The organism is Subtercola boreus (genome assembly GCF_006716115.1).
GTDB lineage: Bacteria > Actinomycetota > Actinomycetes > Actinomycetales > Microbacteriaceae > Subtercola > Subtercola boreus.
On the sequence record NZ_VFOO01000001.1, the window covers coordinates 229,155 to 252,986 of the forward strand.

Below are 23,832 nucleotides of genomic sequence, written 5' to 3' on the forward strand. Positions count from 1 at the left end.
ACCTTCGGGTGAACCTCCCCAGATGATTTTGCGCCCCGACTTGTCTCTCCGCTATCTTGAGCGTTGAGCATCCCGACTACCGTAGTCATCGCCTGGTATGACCCTCGCTGGGTGCCATCTGACGGGGGCCATGATGGCTGTACTGCTGTATCGGATCGGCGCTTTCGCCGCTCGCCGGCACTTCCTGGTCATCGGGGTGTGGCTGCTCATCGTGGTCGCCGCGATCTCCGGTGCCATCGCCTTCCCGGGCAAGGGTTCCCCTGCGGTGGAGATTCCGGGCACGCAGTCGCAGACCGCGATCGATCTGCTCGGCAGCCGCTTCCCGGCAGCCAACGGGGGCAGCTCGAAGGTCATCTTCGTCGCGCCCGAGGGGCAGAGCATCCGGAGCTTCGAATCGCAGATCTCCGGTGTCGCCGCGAAGATGAAGACGCTGCCGAACCAGGCGAACGTGACCGACCCGTTCGACACCTCGGGAGCTCCCGCCGTCGCTGCTGCCGCCGCCGCACAGATCGCCCCCGACAACTCGATGGCGTACATCTCGATCTCGTACACGGTGCCGGCCACCGACCTCACCGATGCCGACACCGAAGCCCTCGAGGCGATGGGCGACAGCATTACGGATGACGGACTGACCGTCGCCTACGCCGGGGTGAAGGCACCCGAGGCCGCGGCCGACGACAGCCAGGAGGCAGGCGGGATGGTCATCGCCCTCATCATCCTGGCCATCACGATCGGCTCGCTGCTCGCCGCAGGCATGCCGCTCATCACCGCGCTCTTCGGGGTCGCGATCTCGACCACCTCGATCACCATCATCGCCGACTTCGTGACGATCTCGTCGTCGGCTCCGATCCTGGCCCAGATGCTCGGGTTGGCCGTGGGCATCGACTATTCCCTGTTCATCGTCGCCCGGCACCGCTCCCAGCTCGCCGCGGGCACACCGGCCCGGGAGTCCGTCGCGATCGCGACGTCCACCGCGGGCAGCGCCGTCATCTTCGCCGGCATCACCGTGATCATCGCGCTGATCGGGCTGTCGGTGGTCAACATCCCGTTCCTCTCGGTGATGGGTCTGGGCGCTGCCTTCGGCGTGCTGCTGGCCGTCGCCGCGGCCGTCACTCTGCTTCCCGCCATCCTCGGCCTGCTCAACACCACGTTGGTGCCGAAGCCCGGCTCCCGCACCGAGCGGCGCGAACGCGAGCTGCAGAACCCGAGGCACGACACGAAGCCCACTCTCGGTCGCCGGTGGGTGCGCCTCGTGACGCGCCGGCCGCTGATCGCGGTGATCGTCGTTCCGCTCGCCCTGCTGGCGCTCGCCTTCCCGGCGCTCCACCTCGCACTGACCGTGCCCGACGCGGGCTACGACGCCCCGGGCAGCCAGTCCCGCGTCGCCTACGAGCTGCTCGACAAGGGGTACGGGCCGGGCTTCAACGGCCCGCTGCTGGTGACCGCGGACATCGGGTCGGTCGAAGCGCAGAACCTTCAGGGCGCCCTCGACGCGCTGGGAAAGCAGTTCACCGGCATTCCCGACGTGGACACGGTGAGCCCGGTCATCCCGAACAGCGCCCTCGACATGGCGATCGTCTCGCTGACGCCGTCGAGCGCACCCGATTCTGAGGCGACGAAGCAGCTCGTCCAGACGTTGCGGGACGACGCGCCGGCCTTCGAGGCAGCGAACGGGTTCACCTACATGGTCACCGGGCAGACCGCCGTGGCGATCGACATCTCCCAGCAACTGGGCGATGCCCTGCCGATCTTCGCGCTGGTCGTGGTCGGGCTCTGCCTGGTGCTGCTGACGATGGTCTTCCGTTCGCTGGCCGTGCCGATCAGCGCGACCCTCGGCTTCCTGCTCTCCGTCGCGGCCTCGCTCGGCGTCGTGACCCTGGTCTTCAACGACGGCGTGTTCGCCGAGGTGTTCGGCGTGCAGAAGGTTGGGCCGGTGATCAGCTTCATGCCGATTCTCGTGATGGCCGTCCTGTTCGGCCTCGCGATGGACTACCACGTCTTCCTCGTCTCCCGGATGCGCGAGGAGTTCTCGCGCACCGGGGAGGCGCGGGCATCCGTTCTCGACGGCTTCAGCGCCGCCGCCCGCGTGGTGACCGCGGCGGCCCTGATCATGTTCAGCGTGTTCGCCTCGTTCGTTCCCGGTTCCGGTGCGGCGGTGCAGCCGCTGGCGTTCGCGCTCGCGGCGGGTGTGCTGATCGACGCGTTCCTCGTGCGGATGACGCTCATCCCGGCGATCATGGCCATGCTCGGAACGCGCGCCTGGTATCTGCCGGCCTGGCTCGGGCGGCACCTGCCGAACGTGGACATCGAGGGCGAGAAGGTGCACGAACTGATCGCCGCCCGCGACTGGCGGCCGGGTGACGCCGAGGCGCCCGCGCACGGCGCGCCGGCTCTGGATGATCGGGGTGCGCTCGCTCCGGGCGCCGAGGTCGACGCGGCTGCGTCGGCTGCGTCGGCTGCCGATGTGGGGGCTGTCGCGGCCGAGTCCCCGGGCCCGGCGCCCGTCAGCCGCTCGGCCGCTGCCGCCGAGAGGCGTGCCCTCGCCAGGGCCGCGAGGATCGAGGCGAAGAACGAGCAGAAAGCGGCCCGCGCCGCCCAGCTCGCCCCGCCCGTCGAACGCCCCGCGATCACGGACGCTGTCGCAGCGGGTTCCCTCAGCGTGGCCGGCCAGCAGCCGTTCGACCTGCGGGTCGAAGCCGGTGGCGTCGCCCTGATCGTCGAGGAGCCGGGCGCCGAATCCCAGCTCGGTGCCGATGTGGGAGGGGCTGCTGTACTGGCAGCGCTGATGGGGCGGCTTCCCCACTTCACGGGCCACCTGAGCGTGCTGGGCCATCCGCAGCCGTTCGAGTCGTCGGCCGTGCGTCGACGGTCGCGCCTCGTGATGGGCGTCGATGCCGACCCGTCGACCCTCACCGTGGGCGAGTACCTCCTCGGCGAGGTGCGGCTCGATACCCGCCGGGCCGAGCGGCACCGCCGACTCGAGCGGGTCGGTGCGTACCTGCGCGTGCTCGAAGGAGTCGTGGCGACGCCGTCGGGTGCAGACCTCCCCGGCCCGGCGACCGACCAGTCGACCCCGCTCGCGGCGCTCGGTCTTGCGGCGCGCTGGTGCATCGACGTTGCGCTGGCGCTCGCCTCCTCCGCCGAGCTGATCGCCATCGATCTGCGACCCCTCGAGGACGGGCTCGCCGGCGACCTCCTGGCCGCGGTGGCCGCCGAGGCGGGCCGGAGTGTCACCCTGGTCTGCGCTGTGTCCAGCGCGACCGCGACCACGACCACCGCCCCGACGGGCCGCCCCCTCGTCACCGTGCAACTCACTGCCGCTCCGATCCAGACCGAACAGGGAGCCCTCGTATGAGCATGCTGTCGACACTCCTGAAATCCGCCGATCGGGCACCCCGGTCGTCCGCCGCCCGGATGATCGCCCTCGTGCTCGCCGTCGCGACACCCCTGCTCGTGGCCGGTGTCGCCGTCTCCGCGTTCTCGAACACCGCGGAGAGCGCGTCGGGCGCACCGAACCTCCCCGCAGCCGTCGTGAACCTCGACGCCACCGCGAAGACCGTGGTCAACGGCGCAGAGACGACCGTTCCCGCCGGAAAACTGCTGACCACCCAGCTCGTCAGCGGCCAGGCCGGATCGGGTTTCAGCTGGACGCTCACCAGCGCAGACCTCGCGCAGCAGGGCCTCGACTCGGGGGAGTACTCGGCAGTCGTCACCATTCCGAGCAACTTCTCCGAACTCTACGTCTCGACCGGCACGAGCGCCCCGGCGGCTGCCTCGCTCGAGGTCACCACCAATGGCGCACAGAGCTACGTCGCCGCTCTGCTGGCGACGGCACTCTCGACGAACGTGAACGATGCGCTCGCGACCGGCTTCACCCAGAGCTACGTCAAGGGTCTGCTCGGCGGCTTCACGAGCATCCACGACCAGCTGACGACCGTCGCCGACAAGAGCACCGAACTCTCGACGGCGGCCGGGCAGGTGTCGCAGCTCGGGGCGGGCGTCGCCGACGGCGTGGGCAAGCTCGCCGTCGGAGCGGAAGGTCTCAGCAGCGGGCTCCAGACCGCCGCGACGTCACTCGAACCGCTGCCCGCTGCGACCAGCGACCTCGCGAAGCTGGCTGTCGTCGCGAGGGACGGCAGCGCGCTGCTCTCCGACGGGATCACGGAGACCGCCCGGAAGCAGGACGACATCGAGGCGCGTCAGCTCGACCTGAACCTGAAGATCGCGGCTCTCTCGGCCGACCTGCCGAAGCTGACGGCGGCCGAGGTCGCCGCCCGGGTGGCCGAGATCAAGAAGCTCTCCGATGATGTCGCGCTGTCGAGCCTCGACGTCGGACTCTCCCTCGACGCGGGTGCGGTCGCCGGGGCCCTGCTGAAGGGCGGAAACTCCCTGATCTCGACCGGCACGACCACCCTCGCCGACAGCATGCCCGGCCTGGTGACAGGCATCGCGGGCGCCGCGAAGGGCGCGGGCGACCTGACCACAGGGCTCCAGGGACTCAACAGCTTCAGTCCCCAGCTCGTGCAGGGCACGGCGGGCGTCGCCTCGGGCGTCAGCCAGCTCTCCTCCGGGCTCGGCGAGGCCGCCGGGAAGATCCCGACGTACACCGCCGACCAGCAGACGACTCTCGCGACCGTCGTGGCCACCCCGGTCGTCACCACCGTGACCGACAGCCAGGCCCTGCCGAGCGCCCGAGTGGCGACCGCTTCGGTGATGGTCCCGGTGGCCCTCTGGCTCGGCGCGTTCGCGCTCTACCTTCTGCTGACACCGTTCACGACACAGGCGCTCGCCTCCTCGGCGGGGGCATTCCGCATCCTGCGGCAGTCGCTGCTTCCCGCGCTCGGACTCGCGGTGATCCAGGCGCTGGCGGTCGTGCTGGGGTTGCAGCTCCTCGGCGTGAACTCCCCGAATCCGGTGGGGAGCGCCCTGTTCATCCTGGGCCTCTCGCTCGCCTTCGTCATGGTGCACCAGGGACTTGTGGCTCTGCTCGGCCGGGTCGGCCGGATGATCTCCCTCGCGTTCCTCGTGCTCCAGGTCGTGGCGGCCGGCGTGCTGCTTCCCGTTGCACTCAGCCCCGCCTGGTTCCAGACGCTCTCGACGATCCTTCCGCTGTCGGCAGCCGTGCGCGGAATGCAGGGGCTCCTGACCGGAGCGGGTGCGGATGGCGGGGCGGCCGTCGGGGGAGTCATCGTGACCCTCGTGGTGGTGGCCGCGGTGGGGGTGGCGTTCACTCTGGTCGCGATTTCGAGGCGACGCAGCGTGACCTCCCTCAGCTGAGGCTCCACTGTGAGTAAAGTGTGCGCATGAGCACAGACGACCGCACCGACGACGCCGCCCCGAACAGCGCGGAGCAGGGTGCGCCGCCCCCCGCCGCGGCGGATACCGGGGCATCCGGTGAGGCGGCCGTGCCGACGGTCGGACTGCCCGCAGAGAGTGCGGAGCCCGCCTCCACCTTCGCCGGCGAGCCCTCCGCTGACAGTGTGTGGGCCGAGTCGGAGTACCCCGGTCAGCCGGTTCCGGATGTCGCGGGCGAGGCCTCGCAGGGCGAAGCTGCCGAGCCGTCCTCTGCCGCTGCGGGCACGGCCGCGGCTGCGGCCCCGCCGGCGCCCGCTCCCATCGCGCAACCGCTGACCGACGCATCCGAAGTCTTCGACGTTCAGCCCGCGCCGGAAACCGTTCCACGCTGGGAGGCGCCGGGGGCTGGGCCTGCGGCCGTCGCCGAGCCTGCTGCCGCCGCGCCTGCTGCTGAGCCTGCTGCTTTCGCTGCGCCAACCGCGGGTGATGGGCCCGCCGCTGTCGCTGGCCCCGCCGCCGTCGTTCGGCCCGCCACCGAGGCCGCGCCTGTCGTCGTTCCCGCGGCGCTGTCCGCCACCCCGGCCACTGCCCCGCGCTACCCGGCGGCGGCGGAGTCCGCGGAACCCGCCGCACCGCCCGCATCCCTCGAATCCCCCAGCGAGACGGGGGCGGTGGCCTACCCGGCAGCCGCCTTCATCCCGCCGCCCGCGGCGTTCGCCGCTCCGGTGGCACCGGAAGCCGCCCCGACAGGCGCCTCCGCAGCGACCCCACCCGCCGCCCAGGGCCAGGCCTCGCCAGCGGCAGGTCTCGCCACGGCAGGAGTCGCGGCGACCGGTCTCGCCGCGGGTGGCGGTGCTGCGGCAGGCACGGGCACCGGCGCAGCCGCCGCGTACCCCGGGCCCGGATTCGCTGCGCCCACGGCGATCGCCGTGCCGATTCTCACGCCCCCGAAGCGCCGCAGCAACCGCGGTTTCGGTATCCTGGTCTCGCTTCTCGCAACCCTCGTCTTCGCCGTCGTGTACGCCGCGGCGGGTGCCGCGATCCTCGCCTTCTCCGTGCCGGGGTCGCGCCTCGTCTCCGTGGTCGGCCAGTTCGCGGCGAGCCCGGCCTTCTACGTGCCCGTGATCTTCTTCGCGCTCGCCCTCATCCTCACGGTCGTCATCGTCAACCGGGCCGGTTGGTGGGCCTACGTACTCGGCGGCTTCCTGATCGCCGTCGTCGTCTACGGCGCGGCCATCCTCGGCGCCCTGCTCGCCGTGCAGGCGTGGACGTTGTCGAGCGGTGACATCGCCACCTTCGTCCGGTCCCTGGTGATGGATCCCCTCACGCTCGCCGGAGCACTCGTCGCCCGGGAGGTGCCGATCTGGGCGGGAGCCTGGATCGCCTCGCACGGCCGCAAGCTCAAGGCGAAGAACCTTCTCGCCCAGGAGGAGTACGACAGGAAACTGGCCGAGACGCCGGTGGCGCAGTACCCGACGGGGGAGCCGCTGTACACCCCGACCGCGTAAATGAATCTTCTTCACTTCATGAGCTAAGCTCAGACGGTGAAGAAGATTCTGTTGGTTGTCCTTGGTGTGCTCGTGGCGGCCGGCGTTGCGGTCGCCGTCGTGTTCGCTCTGGTCGGGTCGGGTGCCGGTTCGACCGCAGGGCCGACCGTCGCCGGTTCCACTGCTCCCACCGGTCTCGCGTCAGCACCGCCCACCTCCATGCCGACGGGGACACCGACCACCACGCCGGCCCCGGTCGCGACTCCAAATGACCCCGGAGTGGGCGGCGTCACCACGCCCGATCTCCGCACCGCGTCAGCAACACAGACGGTCTCGTGCCCGGTGCCGGGAGAGGGTCCGGCCGGGTCCACGGCCGAGTCTCCCGACGTGCAGCTCGTCTGGTCGAGCGAGGGAGCGCAGACCGCCTTCGTCGGCGTCGACACGCAGGATGCCCAGGCCGAGCCCTACTCGGAAGTCAGCACCTCGGGGTCGATCTCCATCCCGTTCGCCTGCCCCGCAGCGAGCCACACCTACACGATCACCCTGGTCGGCGCAGGCGGCGCTCGCAGCAAGACCTTCACGGTGCAGAACACCGGTCACCGCGGCTAGCGCCACATTCGCCGCCATTTGACCGCGACCGTCACAACGGGTAATATTTCCGGGGTGTGCGCTTTGTCGTGCTCTCGTGCCGTGCCCGCTTCTGTATTCCATCAGCGGAGGGCGGTTCCTGGCCAGACATGCATCATACAAAGCAGGGCTCGAACGAAGGTGCCGGTTCCACCGGCCCGTCCACTCGGCCCCCACGGCATACCTACCCCCGACAGGCGCCAGAGGCTTCGGTCTCGTGTGTTTGCAAGTAGGTCCAAATGAACTCGACTGACAGGGCTCCGGCCTTGGCGCGTTCGAATGCTAATCATCTGTAGCAGCTGTCACCGTGCAGTAAACACAAGGAGTTATGTAGTGCCTACCATTCAGCAGTTGGTCCGCAAGGGCCGCTCGCGCAAGGTCACGAAGACCAAAGCGCCTGCTCTCAAAGCAAACCCGCAGCAGCGCGGCGTGTGCACACGTGTGTACACCACCACCCCGAAGAAGCCGAACTCGGCTCTCCGCAAGGTCGCCCGCGTGAAGCTCTCCAACGGTACCGAGGTCACCGCCTACATCCCCGGTGAAGGCCACAACCTGCAGGAGCACTCGATGGTGCTCGTCCGCGGCGGTCGTGTGAAAGACCTCCCCGGTGTCCGTTACAAGATCGTCCGCGGCGCCCTCGACACCCAGGCTGTCAAGAACCGCAAGCAGGCTCGCAGCCGTTACGGCGCGAAGATGGAGAAGAAGTAATGCCTCGTAAAGGACCCGCTCCCAAGCGCCCCGTCGTCGCAGACCCCGTCTACGGCGCACCGATCGTCAGCCAGCTCGTCAACAAGATCCTTCTCGATGGCAAGAAGGGCCTCGCCGAGCGCATCGTCTACGACGCACTCGAGGGCGTGTCGACCAAGAACGGTGCAGACGCTGTCGTGACCCTGAAGAAGGCGCTCGACAACGTGCGCCCGACCATCGAGGTCAAGAGCCGCCGCGTCGGTGGCTCGACCTACCAGGTTCCCGTCGAGGTCAAGCCTCACCGTGCGAACACGCTCGCTCTGCGTTGGCTCACCACCTACGCGAAGGGCCGTCGTGAGAAGACGATGACCGAGCGCCTCACCAACGAGATCCTCGACGCATCGAACGGTCTCGGCGCGGCAGTCAAACGCCGTGAGGACACCCACAAGATGGCCGAGTCGAACAAGGCCTTCGCGCACTACCGCTGGTAGGCCGCAGGCCCACCAGCACGATGCCGTGGATGCTCACCCGAGCATCCACGGCACCCACACCCGTAGCAATCCAATCGGAGGAAATCCGTGGCACAGGACGTGCTTACCGACCTGAACAAGGTCCGCAACATCGGCATCATGGCCCACATCGATGCCGGCAAGACCACCACTACCGAGCGCATCCTGTTCTACACGGGTATCACCCACAAGATCGGCGAAGTGCACGACGGTGCAGCCACCATGGACTGGATGGCGCAGGAGCAGGAACGTGGCATCACGATCACGTCCGCTGCCACCACGTGCTTCTGGAACAACAACCAGATCAACATCATCGACACCCCCGGCCACGTGGACTTCACGGTCGAGGTGGAGCGTTCGCTCCGCGTGCTCGACGGTGCTGTTGCCGTCTTCGACGGCAAGGAGGGCGTCGAGCCCCAGTCGGAGACCGTCTGGCGCCAGGCCGACAAGTACGACGTGCCCCGTATCTGCTTCGTCAACAAGATGGACAAGCTGGGCGCCGACTTCTACTTCACCGTCGACACGATCGTCAAGCGCCTCGGCGCCCGCCCGCTCGTCATCCAGCTCCCCATCGGTGCTGAGTCGAGCTTCGAGGGTGTCGTCGACCTGGTCGAGATGCGTGCACTCACCTGGCGCGGCGACTCCAAGGGTGACGTCGAGCTCGGTGCGAAGTACGAGATCGAGGAGATCCCGGCAGACCTCGCCGAGCAGGCAGCGGAGTACCGCGAGAAGCTGATCGAGGTCGTCGCCGAGACCAGCGACGAGCTGCTCGAGCGCTACCTCTCCGGAGATGTCGACTTCTCGGTCGCCGAGATCAAGGCTGCGATCCGCAAGCTCACCGTCAACAGCGAGATCTACCCGGTTCTCTGCGGCTCCGCGTTCAAGAACCGTGGCGTGCAGCCCATGCTGGACGCTGTCGTCGACTACCTGCCGAGCCCGCTCGACGTGCCGAGTGTCGAAGGACACGACGTGCGCGACGAGGAGATCATCATCTCGCGCGGCGCGAACTCGACCGACCCGTTCGCCGCTCTGGCGTTCAAGGTCGCGGTCCACCCGTTCTTCGGTCGCCTGACCTACATCCGCGTCTACTCGGGTCATGTCGACTCGGGTGCGCAGATCATCAACGCGACCAAGGGCAAGAAGGAGCGCATCGGCAAGATCTTCCAGATGCACGCCAACAAGGAGAACCCGGTCCCGTCCGTGACGGCCGGTCACATCTACGCGGTCATCGGCCTGAAGGACACCACCACCGGTGACACCCTGGCCGACCCGGCGCACCCGGTCGTGCTCGAGTCGATGACCTTCCCGGAGCCCGTGATCGAGGTCGCGATCGAGCCGAAGACGAAGGCTGACCAGGAGAAGTTGGGCCTGGCCATCCAGAAGCTGGCCGAAGAGGACCCGACCTTCCGCACCGAGCAGAACCAGGACACCGGCCAGACCGTCATCAAGGGGATGGGCGAGCTCCACCTCGACATCCTGGTCGACCGCATGCGTCGTGAGTTCAACGTCGAGGCCAACGTGGGCAAGCCCCAGGTGGCCTACCGTGAGACGATCCGTCGCACGGTCGACAAGCACGACTACACCCACAAGAAGCAGACGGGTGGATCGGGCCAGTTCGCGAAGATCCAGATCTCCATCGAGCCTCTCGAGGTGACCGCGGAGAAGGTCTACGAGTTCGAGAACAAGGTGTCCGGTGGCCGCGTGCCGCGCGAGTACATCCCCTCGGTCGACCAGGGAATGCAGGCAGCCATGGCTGTCGGCGTGCTCGCCGGTTACCCGATGGTGGGCGTCAAGGGCATCCTGCTCGACGGCGCTGCGCACGACGTCGACTCCTCGGAGATGGCGTTCAAGATCGCCGGCACCATGGCGTTCAAGGAGGCGGCTCGCAAGGCGAGCCCCGTTCTCCTCGAGCCGCTGATGGCCGTCGAGGTGCGTACGCCCGAGGAGTACATGGGCGACGTCATCGGCGACCTGAACTCCCGTCGTGGCCAGATCCAGTCCATGGAGGATGCCACCGGCGTGAAGGTCATCCGTGCTAACGTCCCGCTGAGCGAAATGTTCGGTTACGTCGGCGACCTGAGGTCCAAGACCTCGGGCCGCGCGGTGTACTCGATGACGTTCGACAGCTACGCGGAGGTCCCGAAGGCAGTTGCCGACGAGATCATCCAGAAGAACAAGGGCGAGTAACACTCTTGCCTGCCGGCCCCTCCCGGGCCTAGTAACATAACTAATCAACACCCCGCTGAGCAGCCGGTCGACACACTCGATCGGCCGCTCAGCATGAGAGTCCTGAGGAGGACCCAGTGGCCAAGGCCAAGTTCGAGCGGACTAAGCCGCACGTAAACGTCGGAACAATCGGTCACGTCGACCACGGAAAGACCACGCTCACCGCGGCCATTTCCAAGGTTCTGGCTGACAAGTACCCGGCGTACAACAAGACCTTCAACTTCGACCAGATTGACTCTGCGCCCGAAGAGAAGCAGCGCGGTATCACGATCAACATCTCGCACATCGAGTACGAGACCGAGAAGCGCCACTACGCGCACGTCGACGCCCCGGGTCACGCTGACTACATCAAGAACATGATCACCGGTGCAGCTCAGATGGATGGCGCGATCCTCGTCGTCGCCGCCACTGACGGTCCGATGGCCCAGACGCGTGAGCACGTGCTGCTCGCCCGCCAGGTCGGCGTCCCGTACCTGCTCGTCGCCCTGAACAAGGCTGACGCTGTCGACGACGAAGAGATCCTGGAGCTCGTCGAGCTCGAGGTTCGTGAGCTCCTCTCGAGCCAGAACTTCGACGGCGACAACGCACCGGTCATCCGCGTGTCGGCGCTCAAGGCTCTCGAGGGCGACCCCGAGTGGACCAAGTCGATCGAAGAGCTGATGGACGCGGTCGACGCTTCCATCCCCGACCCGATCCGCGACAAGGACAAGCCGTTCCTCATGCCCATCGAGGACGTCTTCACGATCACCGGTCGTGGAACCGTCGTCACCGGCCGTGCAGAGCGCGGAACCCTCGCCATCAACTCCGAGGTCGAGATCGTCGGCATCCGCCCGACGCAGAAGACCACGGTCACGGGTATCGAGATGTTCCACAAGCAGCTCGACGAGGCGTGGGCCGGCGAGAACTGTGGTCTGCTTCTCCGTGGCACCAAGCGCGAAGACGTCGAGCGTGGCCAGGTCGTCGTCAAGCCCGGTTCGGTTACCCCGCACACCGGCTTCGAGGGCACCGCCTACATCCTGTCGAAGGATGAGGGTGGCCGTCACAACCCGTTCTACACGAACTACCGTCCGCAGTTCTACTTCCGCACCACCGACGTCACCGGCGTCATCACGCTGCCCGAGGGCACCGAGATGGTCATGCCCGGCGACACCACCGACATCAGCGTTGAGCTCATCCAGCCCATCGCGATGGAGGAGGGCCTCGGCTTCGCCATCCGTGAAGGTGGCCGCACCGTCGGCGCCGGCACGGTGACCAAGGTCACCAAGTAGCACCTGTGTAAATGGTTCGCCCTTCGGGCGACACCTCTACGGTTCGCCATTCAGGCGACACCTAGCACAGCACAGAAGGGCCGCACTCCTCCGGGGGTGCGGCCCTTCTTTTTGAGTCATAAACTGATGGAATGTCAGATAATGTCAGCGCGGAGCTGATTTCCGTTCTTGCGCTGGGAGATCATGACCACGGTGCGACCACAGTGGCGACAGCGCTGCGGGTCCGCCTTGCGGAACGGAGCATCGCGAACGTGGTGCTGGTGGATACCTGGGCCTATGACGATGTCGTACGCGGGCTCGCCGCCGGGGAATATCGCGCGGAAATTGCGCTGCTGGTTGTCAGCGCTGCCATCGGGACTACGCCGAGGTCCGCCTTGTTGCTGAGGATGCTTCGGGCACGGCGATTTCGCCGGGTGGTCGTTGCTGTGACCTTCACGGATGTCGTTGACGATGACCGGCTGGTTGGGATCACGTTGCACGAGATCCGCGTCGACACGGCACGTTACGGTTTTCCCGACGCTCCTCTCGTGATCGTCAAACACGCGCGTACTGGAGCAGGCGGAGTCGACTCTGCCCGTTCACTGGACCGCTGCATCGCAGCGCTCAGCACGGTCGTCAATCCCTCGGGAGAATCTGGAGGGCCGGGGTAGGGTCGGGGGATGGTCAGGTTGCGGCGCAGCGATTCGAGCGGGCGGGGGCTGCGACGGCTCCGGGCCGGCAGGGGGTTCACTTACCAGGATGTCGATGGCACCACGCTGCGGGATCCGGAGCTGCGCGCTCGTATCGAGCACCTCGCCATTCCGCCGGCCTGGACGGATGTCTGGATCGCGCCGCACGCGAACGGCCACATCCAGGCCACCGGGACCGACGCTGCTGGGCGCCGCCAGTACATCTACCATCCGACCTGGCGCGAGCAGAAGGACCGTATCAAGTTCGACAGGGCCCTCAGCCTCGCCGAGTCGCTGCCGCCCGCGCGGCGGAAGGTGACGATGCATCTCCGGCACGAGCATCCAGACCGTGAGCGGGCGGCCGCTGCGGCATTCCGGATGCTCGACCAGGGCTCGCTCCGGGTGGGGAGTGAGAGGTACGCCGAAGAGCACGGCAGCTACGGCCTCTCGACCCTCCTCTGCGCGCATGTGGTTGTACGGGACGATGTCGTGCACCTCGCATTCCCGGCGAAGAGTGGGCAGGCGTGGGATTCGGACATCCGTGACGCCGAACTGGCGCGCATCGTCTCAGCGCTGAAGCGTCGGGGCCCGAACGCTCATCTGCTGGCTTTCCGGGATGAGCGGGGACGCTGGCATCCGCTCGGTGCCCTCGAGATCAACTCGTATGTGAAGGAGCAGACCGGCGGGGACTTCACTGCGAAGGACTTCCGCACACTGCACGGCACCCTGGCCGCCGCGATCAGTCTCGCGAAGGCGGGACCGCAACCGACAGAGTACAAGCGCAAGCGCGCGCTCGCCCAGAGCATGCGGGACGCCGCGGCGGTGCTCAGCAACACCCCCACGATTGCGAAGACCAGCTACGTCGACCCGCGTCTCGTCGACAAGTACACCGAGGGCCTGACGATCGATCCGACCCGCCTCGCGTCAGCGGAGTCGGAGCTCCGCGCCCTCCTCTTCGAGTGAGCCTCTGACGGACTCAGTCCGCCCAGTGGCGCGCCGCCGCCTTGTCGAGCAGTGTGACCAGTTCGGCTGACGGCAGGGAATCGCGAGGAGGCGCCATGACGTAGTCGTGGTCGTAGATCAGTTCGAGCAACCCGAATCCGTGTCGCACGCCGTCGAGCTCCACGTCGCCGGTCACTCGCAGAGTAATCTCGTCGTCGTCGAGCGCGGCGGTCAGAACGGTGAATTCGTGTCCGGCGATGAAGTCGGACTCGACGAACGAAACTTCTCCGTCGTTTGCGATACTCAGTCGACACAGCGAGACGCTCCGCAGTTCCAGGCGGCAGTGGCGAAGCGGGGCAGCCATCCCCATCTCCCAGGCGCAATCGACGAGGAACGATCGCGTGCGAGTCGCCAGGTCTTCTTCGGACAGGGAGATGGTGCAATCATGCATCCACTGCCAGAGCCGAAGGTTCATTGTTCCTCGAGGCTACCGACACGACACGCGATGAGCAATAATCACATACATGATTCCGGAGTTGACACTGCCTGATGGTATGCGCATTCCCCAGCTCGGAATCGGTTTCAGCGCTCAGTTGCTGGGCTGGCGACTTGTGGAGACCGCAACACGGTTCGACATCACGCTCATTGATCTGTCCTCCCCGTGGGAAGGTGGTCGTGCGGTGGCAGATGCGCTGGCTCTCGGGCGCGTGAAGAGAGCGGGCCTCTTCCTCCTCGGGTCGAGCGCAGCGATGACGAACGGTCATCCGTCGCGACGATCGGAGGACAGGCGTGACTATTCACTCGATCTGCTGACGATGGAACTCGATTCCCTTGCGGCTGAGAGCTCTCGATCCCGGTGGGAGGAGTTCGGCACGCGAGCGAAGGCGGTCGGGGCTGCGTCACTGGGACTCAGGGTCACCGGTGAATTCCCGCTCCCCGAACTGCTTGAAGGAATCGACGAAGGCTGGAGGCCGTCTTTGATCAGGGTGGGCTGCGGCAGATGGTCTGCAGACTGTCGAGTTGCCGACCTCGTGGAGCAGAGTGGTCACGTCGTCGCGATGACCGTGCCTCGTCATGTGCCGAAGACGGGAGCATTCGGACGGGTCGCAACCGATCTGGGTGTCTCCGTAGCTGCTGTCTGTATTGCATGGGCAATGGCGAAAGGCAGAGTGGTGATCGTGGAACCGTGGAGCCACGACTGGGTGGCGACCGCACGGCGCGCGGCCGCACTTCGGCTGGGACCATCTCTGGTCGCGGAGATCGACCTGTCGCTGGAAGGCTGAAGGCCGGCGGCGTCTAACCGTTCACCACGTGGCGCGGGCGGCGGGGCCCGGCACGAGCCGCACGTCGTCTGCGGGCACCGTGGCCCCGGCCTCGTCGACGAACGCCAGGCTTACCGGCGAGTGGGTGTCCGACCGTTCGACGAGTGACACGCGTCCCGCTGGCCAGGGGGTGTATGCGTCACCCCATTCCTGCAGTGCCACAAGGACCGTCTTCAGGGCGAGCCCCTGAGGCGTCAGGTGATAGCTCGACCGCTCCCGGGCTCCCGGCTCGCGGTAGGCGCGCCGTTCGAGCACACCGGCGTCGACGAGGGTCGCAAGCCGGGCAGTGAGGATGTCGCTCGGCGCGCCGAGCGAGTCGCGGAACTCCGAGAACTTCGTCTGGCCCCGGAAGGCGTTCCGGATGATCAGCAGCGACCACCTCTCACCCACGATGTCGAGGCTGCGGTGGATGGAGCAGGCGTGCTCCTTGAGGGGTTGCGCCGGTGTCTTCGCCGAAGTGGTCACCCTGCCAGCGTAGATCCTCCCACCTAGATCTGCAATTCCAATTCAGGGCTGTAGGGTGGGGTCATGACCACTCGATTCCGCAGGTTCTCCCGGCGCGGCTCCTTCTGGGCCTCCGCAGCTGTGCTCGCCCTCTGCCTGTGGGCGAGTGGAGCGCCCAGTGTGCTCTACCCGACCTATGCGGCCGAGTGGCAGCTCTCCTCCGTGGTGATCACCACCATCTTCGCGACCTATCCGGTTGTGCTCCTGGCCGTGCTTCTCGTGTTCGGCAGCATCTCCGACACGGTCGGGCGACGCCGGGCCATGCTGATGGGCGTGGCGCTGATCCTCGTCTCGGGCGTGGTGTTCGCGCTCGCGCCCGACGTCTCGTGGCTCTACATCGGACGGGCGCTCCAGGGCGCCGGCGCGGGGCTCGCGATCGGGGCGGCCAGCGCTTCGCTCGTCGAGAACAACACCTCGTCGAACCCCCGGCTCGCGAGCTCGCTGACCGCGGCATCCACCGCCCTCGGCCTCACGCTCGCGCTCCTCGTCTCGGGAACGCTCGCGCAGTACGCGCCCCTGCCCGAACAGCTCACCTACTGGGTGCTTGTGGTGCTGAGCGGCGTCGTGTTCGTCGCCGTGCTCGCGATGCCCCGGCAGGCTCTGGATGCCCGGCCCGCCCCCTGGCGCCCGCAGGCGCTGCACGTGCCCCGCCCCGCGCTCCGGGTTTTCGTCGTCTCCACGCTCGCCGTCTCGCTGGCCTACTCGGTGGGCGCGGTCTTCCTCTCCCTCGGTGCCTCCATCGCGCGCGAACTCACCGGCGCCACGAACCTGCTTGTGATCGGGGCGCTCCTCGCGATCTCGTCGGTGATGATCGGCGCGACCGCGATCGTGCTGCAGCGCATCCACTCCCACGTCGCAGTGGTCGTCGGCTCCATCGTGTCGATCGCCGGCCTCGTGCTGCTCGAGTTATGCGCCTCGTCGGGATCCATCGCCCTCTTCCTGCTGTGGTGCGTCGTCGGCGGAGTCGGATATTCACTCGTCTTCATGGGTGGTCTTGCGCTGATTGCCAGAGCGACCGAGCCGAAGCACAGGGGCGCAACCCTCTCGGCGCTCTACCTCTTCTCGTACTTGTTCCAAGCCGTGACGGCGGTCGGGGCGGGAGTCCTGGCAACCGGCCTCGGACTGGCCGCATCCGTTGACATCGTCTCCCCGATCGTCGGTGTGCTGGCCCTCGCCGTCGGCGTGCTCGCTGTGCGGGACTGGCGGCTCCGGGTGCGCGCCCGCGAGCTCATCACCCCTTAGCTGGAGCGACCGGTGCTGTGCCCTCGAGCAGGCGGCCCAGTTCGACATCCAGGACTTCGATGTTCGAGGCGATGACCGGCCCCGGGCTGTATCCCGAGCGAACGACTGGCGCACCCTCGGTGGCGGTGAAGGACACGTCGGTCACTCCGGGAGGAACGGTCACGGTGAGCTCCTGGGCTGTCCCGCCGGAGCTTGCGGCCAGGGAGGTCCGGCTTCCGTCGGGCAGGGTTGCAGTGATGGATGCAGCACCGACCGTGTACGAGAGAGTGAACTTCAGGCGCACCTCCACGGGCTCCGTCCGATCGTTGTCCAGCGAGATTCGCGGCTTGTAGGGCTGCAGCAATTGCAGGCCTGTGTAGGAATCGAACCTGGGCAGGAACTGCGCGATGACCGGCGACACGGCGATCTCGCCGATTCGGCTCAAGGCGGACTCGTCCGCTTCGGTGCGGAGCGCTGTGGCGGCCGATGCGAGGGTGTAGAACCGGTAGCGGCCGTCGGGGCTCGTGACTGTAGGCGACCCGAGTTCGGCCTGCAGTTGGGATGCGAGGGTCGTGCCGGTGGGGGAGAGATCGGCGCTGTCGATGAAGATGCCGGAGAATCCGGCGGCGACCGCAGTGGTGATGACGTCTCGCGCAGACAACCGTTCGACGGCCTGGACCCAGTCGGAGGCCGGGCGACCCTTCACCCCTCCACCCGAGAACCGGAGGGTGTGCGAGTGCAGGTAGGGCCTCAACTGGTTGGAGTCCAGCACACCCTGCGCGCTCATGGATTCAGGGAACGGATGGTAGGGAAGCTGCAGGATCATCGCCGTGGGCGAGGTGGCGGCCTCGATCTCGTCGGCCATCGCCTGGTCGGCCTGATAGCTGGCGTTCAGTGAGGCGTAGTTGGGAATCAGCAGGGGTCCGGTCTGGTCCCACACTCCCACGAGCAGAACAAGCGATGCTCCGAGCACGCTGACCCAGAGCGTCCTCTGGCCGGTTGACGCGGCCAGCCCGCCGGAGAGCTTTCGGAGGCAGGCATCTGCCAGGAGCCCGAAGCCAGCGAGTGCAAGCGCGGCTATGAAGATCGAGATCCGGTTCCAGCCCCGGAGATCGCTGGTGAAGAACGAGATGATCGTGCCGAAGCCTCCGACGGTGCCGAACAGGAAGCACACGATGGTGAGGAAGGACAGGGCTGCAGTCTTCGAGATGAGGCCGTCGGCGATCAGAGGGCGTCGGCGGCCGAACGACACCAGGAGAAGGAACGCGCAACCGAGGAGCGCCAGGAACCCCGCCGCCGCGACCAGACCCAGCGACGGTGTCTCCGCGGGGGAGCCGTAGACGCTGTCGTAGTAGTTACGCAGGGCGCGGAACGCTGCCACACGGTGCTGGGGGGCGGGAAGGAGGAGCTGGGTGAACTTGAACGAATACAGTTCCGCCTCTATCGGCAGCCTCAACACGGCAGAGGAGTTCGTGCCGTTGATGAGAGCGTAGAGAGTCGACGGGATGAGACCGGCCGCCAGCGTTCCGGCCACAACGACTCCGGCGCCGACTGCGCCGAAGAATCGCCGGTAGGCGCGCGTGCGCAGGATCGTGAACACCCCGGAGATGGCGATCAGCAGGAGGGTGATGAAGGCGTAGTAGGAGTTGGAGACCGACACGAGCAGGAGAATCGCCGCGGTGCCGACGGCGGGCGGGATCCGCAGCCGGCCCAGGTGAAGACCGCCTGTCTTCCATGCCCAGATCGGTCGGCCGCGAATGATCGCGTAGACGACTCCGATGGCCAGGGGGATCGGGTAGTAGGAGGCCAGCCACATGTGGGCCTCGGCGCGCACGAAATGGTACGGCGCGATCGCGAACAGCACGGCCAGCGCTGCGGTCATCGGCCGTGAGACCCCCACCCGGCGCAGCAGCCAGGTCGCCGTGACGGCGGCGAGCGGGTATCCGACCAGGTAGTACAGGTTCTGCACCACGCCGAAGTCGGAGGTGAACGGCCTCATCAGAAGACCGAAGAACATCCCGAGGTTGTCCGCGATCTTCCAGTCGAAATACTCCTGCCCGCTGGGTGCTCCGAGCAGGGGCTGCTCGAGGTACCACCCGGTCTCGATGATGGTCTTGAAGTGCGAGGAGATGAGCAGTGCATCCCCGTCGTAGTTCAGCGGGACGCGCAGATCGATGTGCCAGAGCCTCAGCGTCACGGCGATGACGACGAGGGTGACAGCGACGACCGTCGCATACAGGCCCAGTTCTCGCGTGCGGGAGGGAGCTGGGGAAGGTGCGGGGAAGGGCATGGATTTCATTTCGTTTTCTGTGCGCGGAAGGTGAAGAACCTGTGACCGAGATAGCTGCACGCTGTGGTGACCACCACGGCCGCAGCCTGGGCGATGAGGGGCTGCAGTTCGAAGCCGATCACCAGGGCGGGCAGCGCAACGGTGTTGATCGCGAGAGAGACGACGTAGACGGAGGAGAACCGCAGGAACGGCAGGGCGCCCCGATCTGCCGAGCGGAACACGAACCGGCGATAGAGCAGGTACGCCACGATGATCGCGCCGGCGTACGACAGGTAGAGGCACGCGAGATAGCCGATCCGGTTGCCGATCGAGAGCCACAGCGCGGTGAAGAGGGCGAAGCCCAGCGCCGTGTTCACAGCGCCCACGAGAAGGAAGCGAACGGGCTCCGCTTGCAGTAGGCGTTTCACTGGGCTCTCTCTCTCGCACGATCGAGCAAGATAAGCATTGCTCATTAACATGGTATCCTCATTTTATGGCTGCTCTCCAACCTCCTCCTCCCGAGCACACGGCCTTCCCCGAACACACGGTTTCGATCGTCATCCCCGTCTACCAGGGCGAGCGCACGCTCGCTCTGCTCATCGAAGAGATCGAGCCGCTCACGCGCGCGCAGCGATCACCCGAGGGCCATCCGTTCCGTGTCACCGAGGTGGTGCTGGTGAATGACTGCGGCCCTGATGATTCGGCTCGCGTCATGCGCCAGCTCGAGGCGTCCCATCCGTTCGTCCGCACCGTCTGGCTCAGTCGCAACTTCGGCCAGCACCCGGCCACGTTGGCCGGTGTGGCCTCCTCGGGCGGTGACTGGATCGTGACCCTCGACGAAGACGGTCAACACGATCCGGCCGATGTTCCCCGGCTGCTCGACACGGCGATCGACGAGCAGGTGGCTGTCGTCTACGCGCGACCCACGAACCCGCCTCCCCACGGAGCAGTCCGGAACACCGCATCGCGGCTGGCGAAGTTCGCGCTCGCGCAGCTCTCCGGCACCCGCACGACGCACTTCAACAGCTTCCGGCTGATGCTGGGGAGTACCGGTCGAAGTGTCGCCGCCTATGCGGGATCGGGGGTCTACTTCGATGTCGCCGTGGGCTGGCTCTCCGCATCCGTCGCCACCACCGACGTTCTCCTGAGGGAAGGGTCGACCCGGCGGTCGGGCTACTCGATCCCCGGCCTCTTCTCGCACTTCTGGCGGATGATCCTCTCGAGCGGCACCCGTGCGCTGCGGGCGGTGAGTGTGCTGGGGGCGGGGTTCGCTCTGGTCGGAACGATTGTCGCGATTGTGCTCCTCGTCGGGAGGGTCGTGTCGAACGCCGTCCCGGAAGGATGGACTTCGACCATCGTCGTGCTGCTGTTCGGCATAGGTGCCATTCTCATCTCGCTGGGGATCATCGCGGAATATGTCGGTGTGAGCGTCAACATGGCCATGGGCAAACCTCCCTACCTGATCACGGGAGACCCGCTGAATGGGCCGCTCGGCAGAATCAGCGCGACATCCCTGCGCGAGGCCAACCGGGGTGGCGGGTAGTCGTGCTGGCATGGGTGGTGGGCGCGCACGGCCTGCTCGGCCAGGCGGTCCTGCGGGAGGTCGCCCGCAGGCCGCAGTGGACACTCTTCGCGGCTGAGTCACTGCCGTGGTCGGACACACCGGCGATCGTGCCAACAGTCGCGCGACTCGCGCGCCGCTTCGGTGAGGCGGTATCGGGGGCCGATTCGGAGTGGGCATTCATCTGGGTTGCCGGCGCGGGTGTCGTGGCGAGCGGAGAAGAGGGGCTCGCGCTCGAAGCCAGCGTGTTCGAGTCCGCACTCGCCACTGTTCTCGCGGCAGTCGAAGCCGAGGGTATGGGCCACCGCGGAGTCGTTTTCCTGGCTTCCTCGGCCGGTGGTGTGTACGCCGGGTCGGAGGGCCCGCCCTTCACGGAACAGAGCGTGCCCGCGCCCCTCGCCGCCTACGGCCGCGCGAAGCTCCGGATGGAAGCCTGGCTCGAGGAGTCCGCCGCCACAGCTGGGGTCTCGACTGTGGTCGGCCGGATCGCCAACCTCTATGGTCCCGGCCAGAAACTCAGCAAACCGCAGGGGCTGATCTCTCATCTCGCTCTCGCCCAGCTCTCCCCGCGCCCTGCGTCGATCTTCGTTCCCCTTGACACCGTGCGGGACTATCTCTTTGTCGACGACTGTGCGCTGCTGGTCTGCGACAGCCTCGAGAGGGCGCGGCGGGAGGCGATCGCCACGGGCGAACCCGTGCACGGCACGAAAATCCTCGCGAGTGGGGCTGGTACATCCGTCGCAGCGCTGCTCGGGAGTTTCCGGCAATTGGCCAGACGTCGTCCCCATGTCGCGCTGGGGTCATCCCCACAGGCGTCGCTGCAGCCTCTGGATCTGCGTCTCTCATCGACCTTCTGGCCTGAACTCGACCGGCGCCAACTCACCCCGCTCTGTGTGGGGATACGCGCGACCCTACTGGACATGTCGGCCCGGAAGCAGCTCTCGACGACAGCGACGGAGTGACGGGTGAGGGGCGCTCTTCCCCAGTAACGACGCGACACGCCGTCGCGACACGCCCGGGTTGCACGAGGCCATTCCGTGTGGCAGACTCTTCTAGTTCAGTAATACGGGTGGAAGTGTGCCCGCATCACTACCAGGCAGTGCATAGCTATAGATCCTCGATCTTGTAGGGCTAGGCCGCGGGTAGCAGGACACGGCTTGAAATACCCTCTCAGAAACCCAGCGCTTCGCTGTGCGTCCTGGCGGGTCTTGACAGAACAAGAGTGATAATCGCGTCCAATGCGACGAGGGACAATCTCCCGAGCGTAAGACGCAAGACAAGAGAGATGAGTCACACATGGCGGGACAGAAGATCCGCATTCGACTTAAGTCGTATGACCACGAGGTCATCGACAGCTCGGCGCGCAAGATCGTCGACACAGTCACTCGCGCAGGAGCAACCGTGGTCGGCCCCGTGCCGCTGCCGACCGAGAAGAACGTGATCGCAGTCATCCGTTCGCCCCACAAGTACAAGGACAGCTTCGAGCACTTCGAGAAGCGCACGCACAAGCGCCTCATCGACATCATCGACCCGACGCCCAAGGCTGTCGACTCGCTGATGCGCCTCGACCTCCCGGCCGATGTCAACATCGAGATCAAGCTGTAGGAGCGACGACATGGCTACTACATCAACCAAGACCTCCAAGGGCCTGCTCGGCATCAAGCTCGGCATGACCCAGGTGTGGGACGAGAACAACCGTCTCATCCCCGTCACCGTCGTCCAGGTCACCCCGAACGTCGTGACCCAGATCCGCACGCCCGAGGTGGACGGCTACGAAGCCGTCCAGATCGCCGCGGGCCAGATCGATCCCCGCAAGGTGAACAAGCCCGAGACCGGTCACTTCGACAAGGCCGGCGTCACGCCTCGCCGTCACGTCACCGAGATCCGCACCGCTGACGCCGCCGAGTACACGATCGGACAGGAACTCACTGTCGACGGCGTGTTCGAGGCCGGCAAGAAGGTCGACGTCGTCGGCACCAGCAAGGGCAAGGGTTTCGCCGGTGTCATGAAGCGTCACAACTTCAAGGGTGTCTCCTCCTCGCACGGTTCGCACCGCAACCACCGCAAGCCCGGTTCCATCGGAGCCTCCTCGACCCCCAGCCGTGTCTTCAAGGGCATGCGCATGGCCGGTCGCATGGGTGGCGAGCGCGTCACTGTGCTGAACCTCGTGGTCCACTCGGTCGATGCCGAGAAGAACCTCATCCTCGTCAAGGGCGCCGTTCCCGGCGGCCGTGGCCGTCTCGTATTCGTCCGCACCGCAGTGAAGGGGGCGTAGTCCATGACTGACGCGAACATCACCACTGTCGACATCATCGACGCCAAGGGCAACAAGGCCGGCACCGTCGAGCTCCCCGCCGAGCTCTTCGATGTCGCCACCAACGTGCCGCTCATCCACCAGGTCGTCGTCGCGCAGCTCGCTGCCGCACGCCAGGGCACGCACAAGGTCAAGGGCCGCGGCGAGGTCTCCGGTGCCGGCCGCAAGCCGTTCAAGCAGAAGGGAACCGGTCGCGCCCGCCAAGGCTCGATCCGTGCTCCCCAGATGACCGGTGGTGGCATCGTGCACGGGCCGACCCCGCGCAGCTACGACCAGCGCACCCCGAAGAAGATGATCGCGGCAGCTCTGCTCGGTTCTCTCTCGGACCGCGCCCGCGGCAGCCGCGTCCACGTCGTCGACTCTCTGACGCTCGGCCCGGTTCCGTCGACCAAGACGGCCATCGAGCTCCTGACGAAGATCGCGACGTCCAAGCACGTCCTCGTCGTCGTCGAGCGCGGTGACGACATCGCCGTGAAGAGCGTGCGGAACGTCCCCGAGGTGCACGTCCTGACCTACGACCAGCTCAACGCCTACGACGTCCTGGTGAGCGACGACATCGTCTTCACCAAGGGCGCCATCGACGGCTTCATCGCCTCGAAGACCAAGAAGACCACTGAGGAGGTTGCAGCATGAGCGGCAACAACAAGGACCCCCGCGACATCATCATCTCGCCGGTCGTCTCCGAGAAGAGCTACGGCCTGATCGACGAGGGAAAGTACACGTTCATCGTGGCTCCCACGTCGAACAAGACCGAGATCAAGCTGGCGATCGAGAAGATCTTCAACGTCCAGGTCGCTTCGGTGAACACGATGAACAAGATCGGCAAGACCCGTCGCACCAAGTTCGGCCTGGGTAAGCGCAAAGACACCAAGCGTGCCATTGTCACCCTGAAGTCCGGAACCATCGACATCTTCACGGCTGTTGGCTGAGTC

At 66.6% G+C, this 23,832-nt stretch carries 22 protein-coding genes; 18 read left to right on the forward strand and 4 right to left on the reverse strand.

The genetic code is table 11. The features are described from left to right. The first annotated feature begins 133 nt into the window (after positions 1 to 133). The 10 genes from FB464_RS01090 to FB464_RS01135 all read left to right on the forward strand — a co-directional run bounded on the left by FB464_RS01090 (position 134) and on the right by FB464_RS01135 (position 13,730). Complete coding sequence (locus tag FB464_RS01090) at positions 134 to 3,355, forward strand: MMPL family transporter (RefSeq protein WP_211327386.1); 3,222 nt, start codon at positions 134 to 136, stop codon at positions 3,353 to 3,355. After that, positions 3,352 to 5,277 carry a YhgE/Pip domain-containing protein gene (locus FB464_RS01095; RefSeq protein WP_116415494.1) on the forward strand — a complete coding sequence of 642 codons (1,926 nt, stop codon included), beginning with the start codon at positions 3,352 to 3,354 and terminating at the stop codon, positions 5,275 to 5,277. Before FB464_RS01090 ends, FB464_RS01095 begins: the two co-directional genes overlap by 4 nt. Positions 5,278 to 5,303: 26 nt before the next feature. Then, complete coding sequence (locus FB464_RS01100) at positions 5,304 to 6,803, forward strand: hypothetical protein (protein ID WP_116415493.1); 1,500 nt, start codon at positions 5,304 to 5,306, stop codon at positions 6,801 to 6,803. 36 nt (positions 6,804 to 6,839) lie between these two features. After that, positions 6,840 to 7,391, forward strand: coding sequence for a hypothetical protein (locus FB464_RS01105; protein ID WP_142206575.1), 552 nt, complete (start codon positions 6,840 to 6,842; stop codon positions 7,389 to 7,391). A gap of 351 nt (positions 7,392 to 7,742) precedes the next feature. After that, positions 7,743 to 8,117, forward strand: a complete 375-nt coding sequence (gene rpsL, locus FB464_RS01110; protein WP_116415491.1) for a 30S ribosomal protein S12 — start codon at positions 7,743 to 7,745, stop codon at positions 8,115 to 8,117. Next, a complete protein-coding gene (gene rpsG, locus FB464_RS01115) occupies positions 8,117 to 8,587 on the forward strand; it encodes a 30S ribosomal protein S7 (RefSeq protein ID WP_116283902.1) in 471 nt (156 codons plus the stop codon). Before rpsL ends, rpsG begins: the two co-directional genes overlap by 1 nt. Positions 8,588 to 8,674: 87 nt before the next feature. Continuing rightward, positions 8,675 to 10,792: an elongation factor G gene (gene fusA / locus FB464_RS01120; RefSeq protein ID WP_116415490.1), complete on the forward strand. Its 2,118-nt coding sequence runs from the start codon at positions 8,675 to 8,677 to the stop codon at positions 10,790 to 10,792. Positions 10,793 to 10,908: 116 nt separating this feature from the next. Then, positions 10,909 to 12,099 (forward strand): elongation factor Tu, encoded by a 1,191-nt coding sequence (tuf, locus tag FB464_RS01125; RefSeq protein ID WP_116415489.1) that lies wholly within the window; start codon positions 10,909 to 10,911, stop codon positions 12,097 to 12,099. Positions 12,100 to 12,230: 131 nt separating this feature from the next. Further along, positions 12,231 to 12,749 (forward strand): hypothetical protein, encoded by a 519-nt coding sequence (locus FB464_RS01130; RefSeq protein ID WP_116415488.1) that lies wholly within the window; start codon positions 12,231 to 12,233, stop codon positions 12,747 to 12,749. Positions 12,750 to 12,758: 9 nt separating this feature from the next. Next, complete coding sequence (locus tag FB464_RS01135; protein WP_116415487.1) at positions 12,759 to 13,730, forward strand: DNA topoisomerase IB; 972 nt, start codon at positions 12,759 to 12,761, stop codon at positions 13,728 to 13,730. A gap of 13 nt (positions 13,731 to 13,743) precedes the next feature. Here the strand turns inward: FB464_RS01135 and FB464_RS01140 are convergent, their stop codons facing one another. After that, a complete protein-coding gene (locus FB464_RS01140) occupies positions 13,744 to 14,073 on the reverse strand; it encodes a hypothetical protein (RefSeq protein WP_142206576.1) in 330 nt (109 codons plus the stop codon). 160 nt (positions 14,074 to 14,233) lie between these two features. Between FB464_RS01140 and FB464_RS01145 the strand changes: the two genes are divergently transcribed. Continuing rightward, entirely contained in the window at positions 14,234 to 14,992 is a 759-nt protein-coding gene (locus FB464_RS01145; protein WP_142206577.1) for a hypothetical protein, read from the forward strand. 21 nt (positions 14,993 to 15,013) lie between these two features. Here FB464_RS01145 and FB464_RS01150 read toward each other — a convergent pair whose 3' ends face one another. Next, positions 15,014 to 15,496, reverse strand: coding sequence for a winged helix-turn-helix transcriptional regulator (locus FB464_RS01150; protein ID WP_116415485.1), 483 nt, complete (start codon positions 15,494 to 15,496; stop codon positions 15,014 to 15,016). Positions 15,497 to 15,559: 63 nt separating this feature from the next. Between FB464_RS01150 and FB464_RS01155 the strand changes: the two genes are divergently transcribed. Beyond that, positions 15,560 to 16,777, forward strand: coding sequence for an MFS transporter (locus tag FB464_RS01155; protein WP_116415484.1), 1,218 nt, complete (start codon positions 15,560 to 15,562; stop codon positions 16,775 to 16,777). Here FB464_RS01155 and FB464_RS01160 read toward each other — a convergent pair. After that, on the reverse strand, positions 16,767 to 19,055 hold the full coding sequence (locus tag FB464_RS01160; RefSeq protein WP_116415483.1) for a hypothetical protein: 2,289 nt from the start codon (positions 19,053 to 19,055) through the stop codon (positions 16,767 to 16,769). The genes FB464_RS01155 and FB464_RS01160 overlap by 11 nt on opposite strands. Next, positions 19,052 to 19,504 (reverse strand): GtrA family protein, encoded by a 453-nt coding sequence (locus tag FB464_RS01165; RefSeq protein ID WP_116415482.1) that lies wholly within the window; start codon positions 19,502 to 19,504, stop codon positions 19,052 to 19,054. Before FB464_RS01165 ends, FB464_RS01160 begins: the two co-directional genes overlap by 4 nt. 14 nt (positions 19,505 to 19,518) lie before the next feature. Between FB464_RS01165 and FB464_RS01170 the strand changes: the two genes are divergently transcribed. The 6 genes from FB464_RS01170 (at position 19,519) to rplW (ending at position 23,829) form a co-directional block, all read left to right on the forward strand. Beyond that, positions 19,519 to 20,568 (forward strand): glycosyltransferase, encoded by a 1,050-nt coding sequence (locus tag FB464_RS01170; RefSeq protein ID WP_116415481.1) that lies wholly within the window; start codon positions 19,519 to 19,521, stop codon positions 20,566 to 20,568. Positions 20,569 to 20,570: 2 nt separating this feature from the next. Then, entirely contained in the window at positions 20,571 to 21,548 is a 978-nt protein-coding gene (locus FB464_RS01175) for an NAD-dependent epimerase/dehydratase family protein (RefSeq protein WP_170151945.1), read from the forward strand. Positions 21,549 to 21,882: 334 nt separating this feature from the next. After that, complete coding sequence (gene rpsJ / locus FB464_RS01180) at positions 21,883 to 22,191, forward strand: 30S ribosomal protein S10 (RefSeq protein ID WP_104242452.1); 309 nt, start codon at positions 21,883 to 21,885, stop codon at positions 22,189 to 22,191. 10 nt (positions 22,192 to 22,201) lie between these two features. Further along, positions 22,202 to 22,861, forward strand: a complete 660-nt coding sequence (gene rplC / locus FB464_RS01185) for a 50S ribosomal protein L3 (protein ID WP_116415479.1) — start codon at positions 22,202 to 22,204, stop codon at positions 22,859 to 22,861. 3 nt (positions 22,862 to 22,864) lie between these two features. Then, positions 22,865 to 23,533 (forward strand): 50S ribosomal protein L4, encoded by a 669-nt coding sequence (gene rplD, locus FB464_RS01190; RefSeq protein WP_116415478.1) that lies wholly within the window; start codon positions 22,865 to 22,867, stop codon positions 23,531 to 23,533. Continuing rightward, positions 23,530 to 23,829 carry a 50S ribosomal protein L23 gene (rplW, locus tag FB464_RS01195; protein WP_104242458.1) on the forward strand — a complete coding sequence of 100 codons (300 nt, stop codon included), beginning with the start codon at positions 23,530 to 23,532 and terminating at the stop codon, positions 23,827 to 23,829. The genes rplD and rplW overlap by 4 nt, the downstream gene beginning before the upstream one ends. Positions 23,830 to 23,832 lie beyond the last annotated feature (3 nt).

Coding starts and splice junctions, on each gene's coding strand:
- FB464_RS01170 (WP_116415481.1), top strand. CDS start 19,519: ATGGCTGCTCTCCAACCTCCTCCTCCCGAGCACACGGCCTTCCCCGAA.
- FB464_RS01160 (WP_116415483.1), bottom strand. CDS start 19,055: ATGAAATCCATGCCCTTCCCCGCACCTTCCCCAGCTCCCTCCCGCACG.
- FB464_RS01135 (WP_116415487.1), top strand. CDS start 12,759: ATGGTCAGGTTGCGGCGCAGCGATTCGAGCGGGCGGGGGCTGCGACGG.
- rplD (WP_116415478.1), top strand. CDS start 22,865: ATGACTGACGCGAACATCACCACTGTCGACATCATCGACGCCAAGGGC.
- FB464_RS01095 (WP_116415494.1), top strand. CDS start 3,352: ATGAGCATGCTGTCGACACTCCTGAAATCCGCCGATCGGGCACCCCGG.
- FB464_RS01130 (WP_116415488.1), top strand. CDS start 12,231: ATGTCAGATAATGTCAGCGCGGAGCTGATTTCCGTTCTTGCGCTGGGA.
- FB464_RS01100 (WP_116415493.1), top strand. CDS start 5,304: ATGAGCACAGACGACCGCACCGACGACGCCGCCCCGAACAGCGCGGAG.
- rplC (WP_116415479.1), top strand. CDS start 22,202: ATGGCTACTACATCAACCAAGACCTCCAAGGGCCTGCTCGGCATCAAG.
- FB464_RS01145 (WP_142206577.1), top strand. CDS start 14,234: ATGATTCCGGAGTTGACACTGCCTGATGGTATGCGCATTCCCCAGCTC.
- rplW (WP_104242458.1), top strand. CDS start 23,530: ATGAGCGGCAACAACAAGGACCCCCGCGACATCATCATCTCGCCGGTC.
- FB464_RS01090 (WP_211327386.1), top strand. CDS start 134: ATGGCTGTACTGCTGTATCGGATCGGCGCTTTCGCCGCTCGCCGGCAC.
- FB464_RS01165 (WP_116415482.1), bottom strand. CDS start 19,504: ATGTTAATGAGCAATGCTTATCTTGCTCGATCGTGCGAGAGAGAGAGC.
- rpsJ (WP_104242452.1), top strand. CDS start 21,883: ATGGCGGGACAGAAGATCCGCATTCGACTTAAGTCGTATGACCACGAG.
- FB464_RS01140 (WP_142206576.1), bottom strand. CDS start 14,073: ATGGCTGCCCCGCTTCGCCACTGCCGCCTGGAACTGCGGAGCGTCTCG.
- FB464_RS01155 (WP_116415484.1), top strand. CDS start 15,560: ATGACCACTCGATTCCGCAGGTTCTCCCGGCGCGGCTCCTTCTGGGCC.
- rpsG (WP_116283902.1), top strand. CDS start 8,117: ATGCCTCGTAAAGGACCCGCTCCCAAGCGCCCCGTCGTCGCAGACCCC.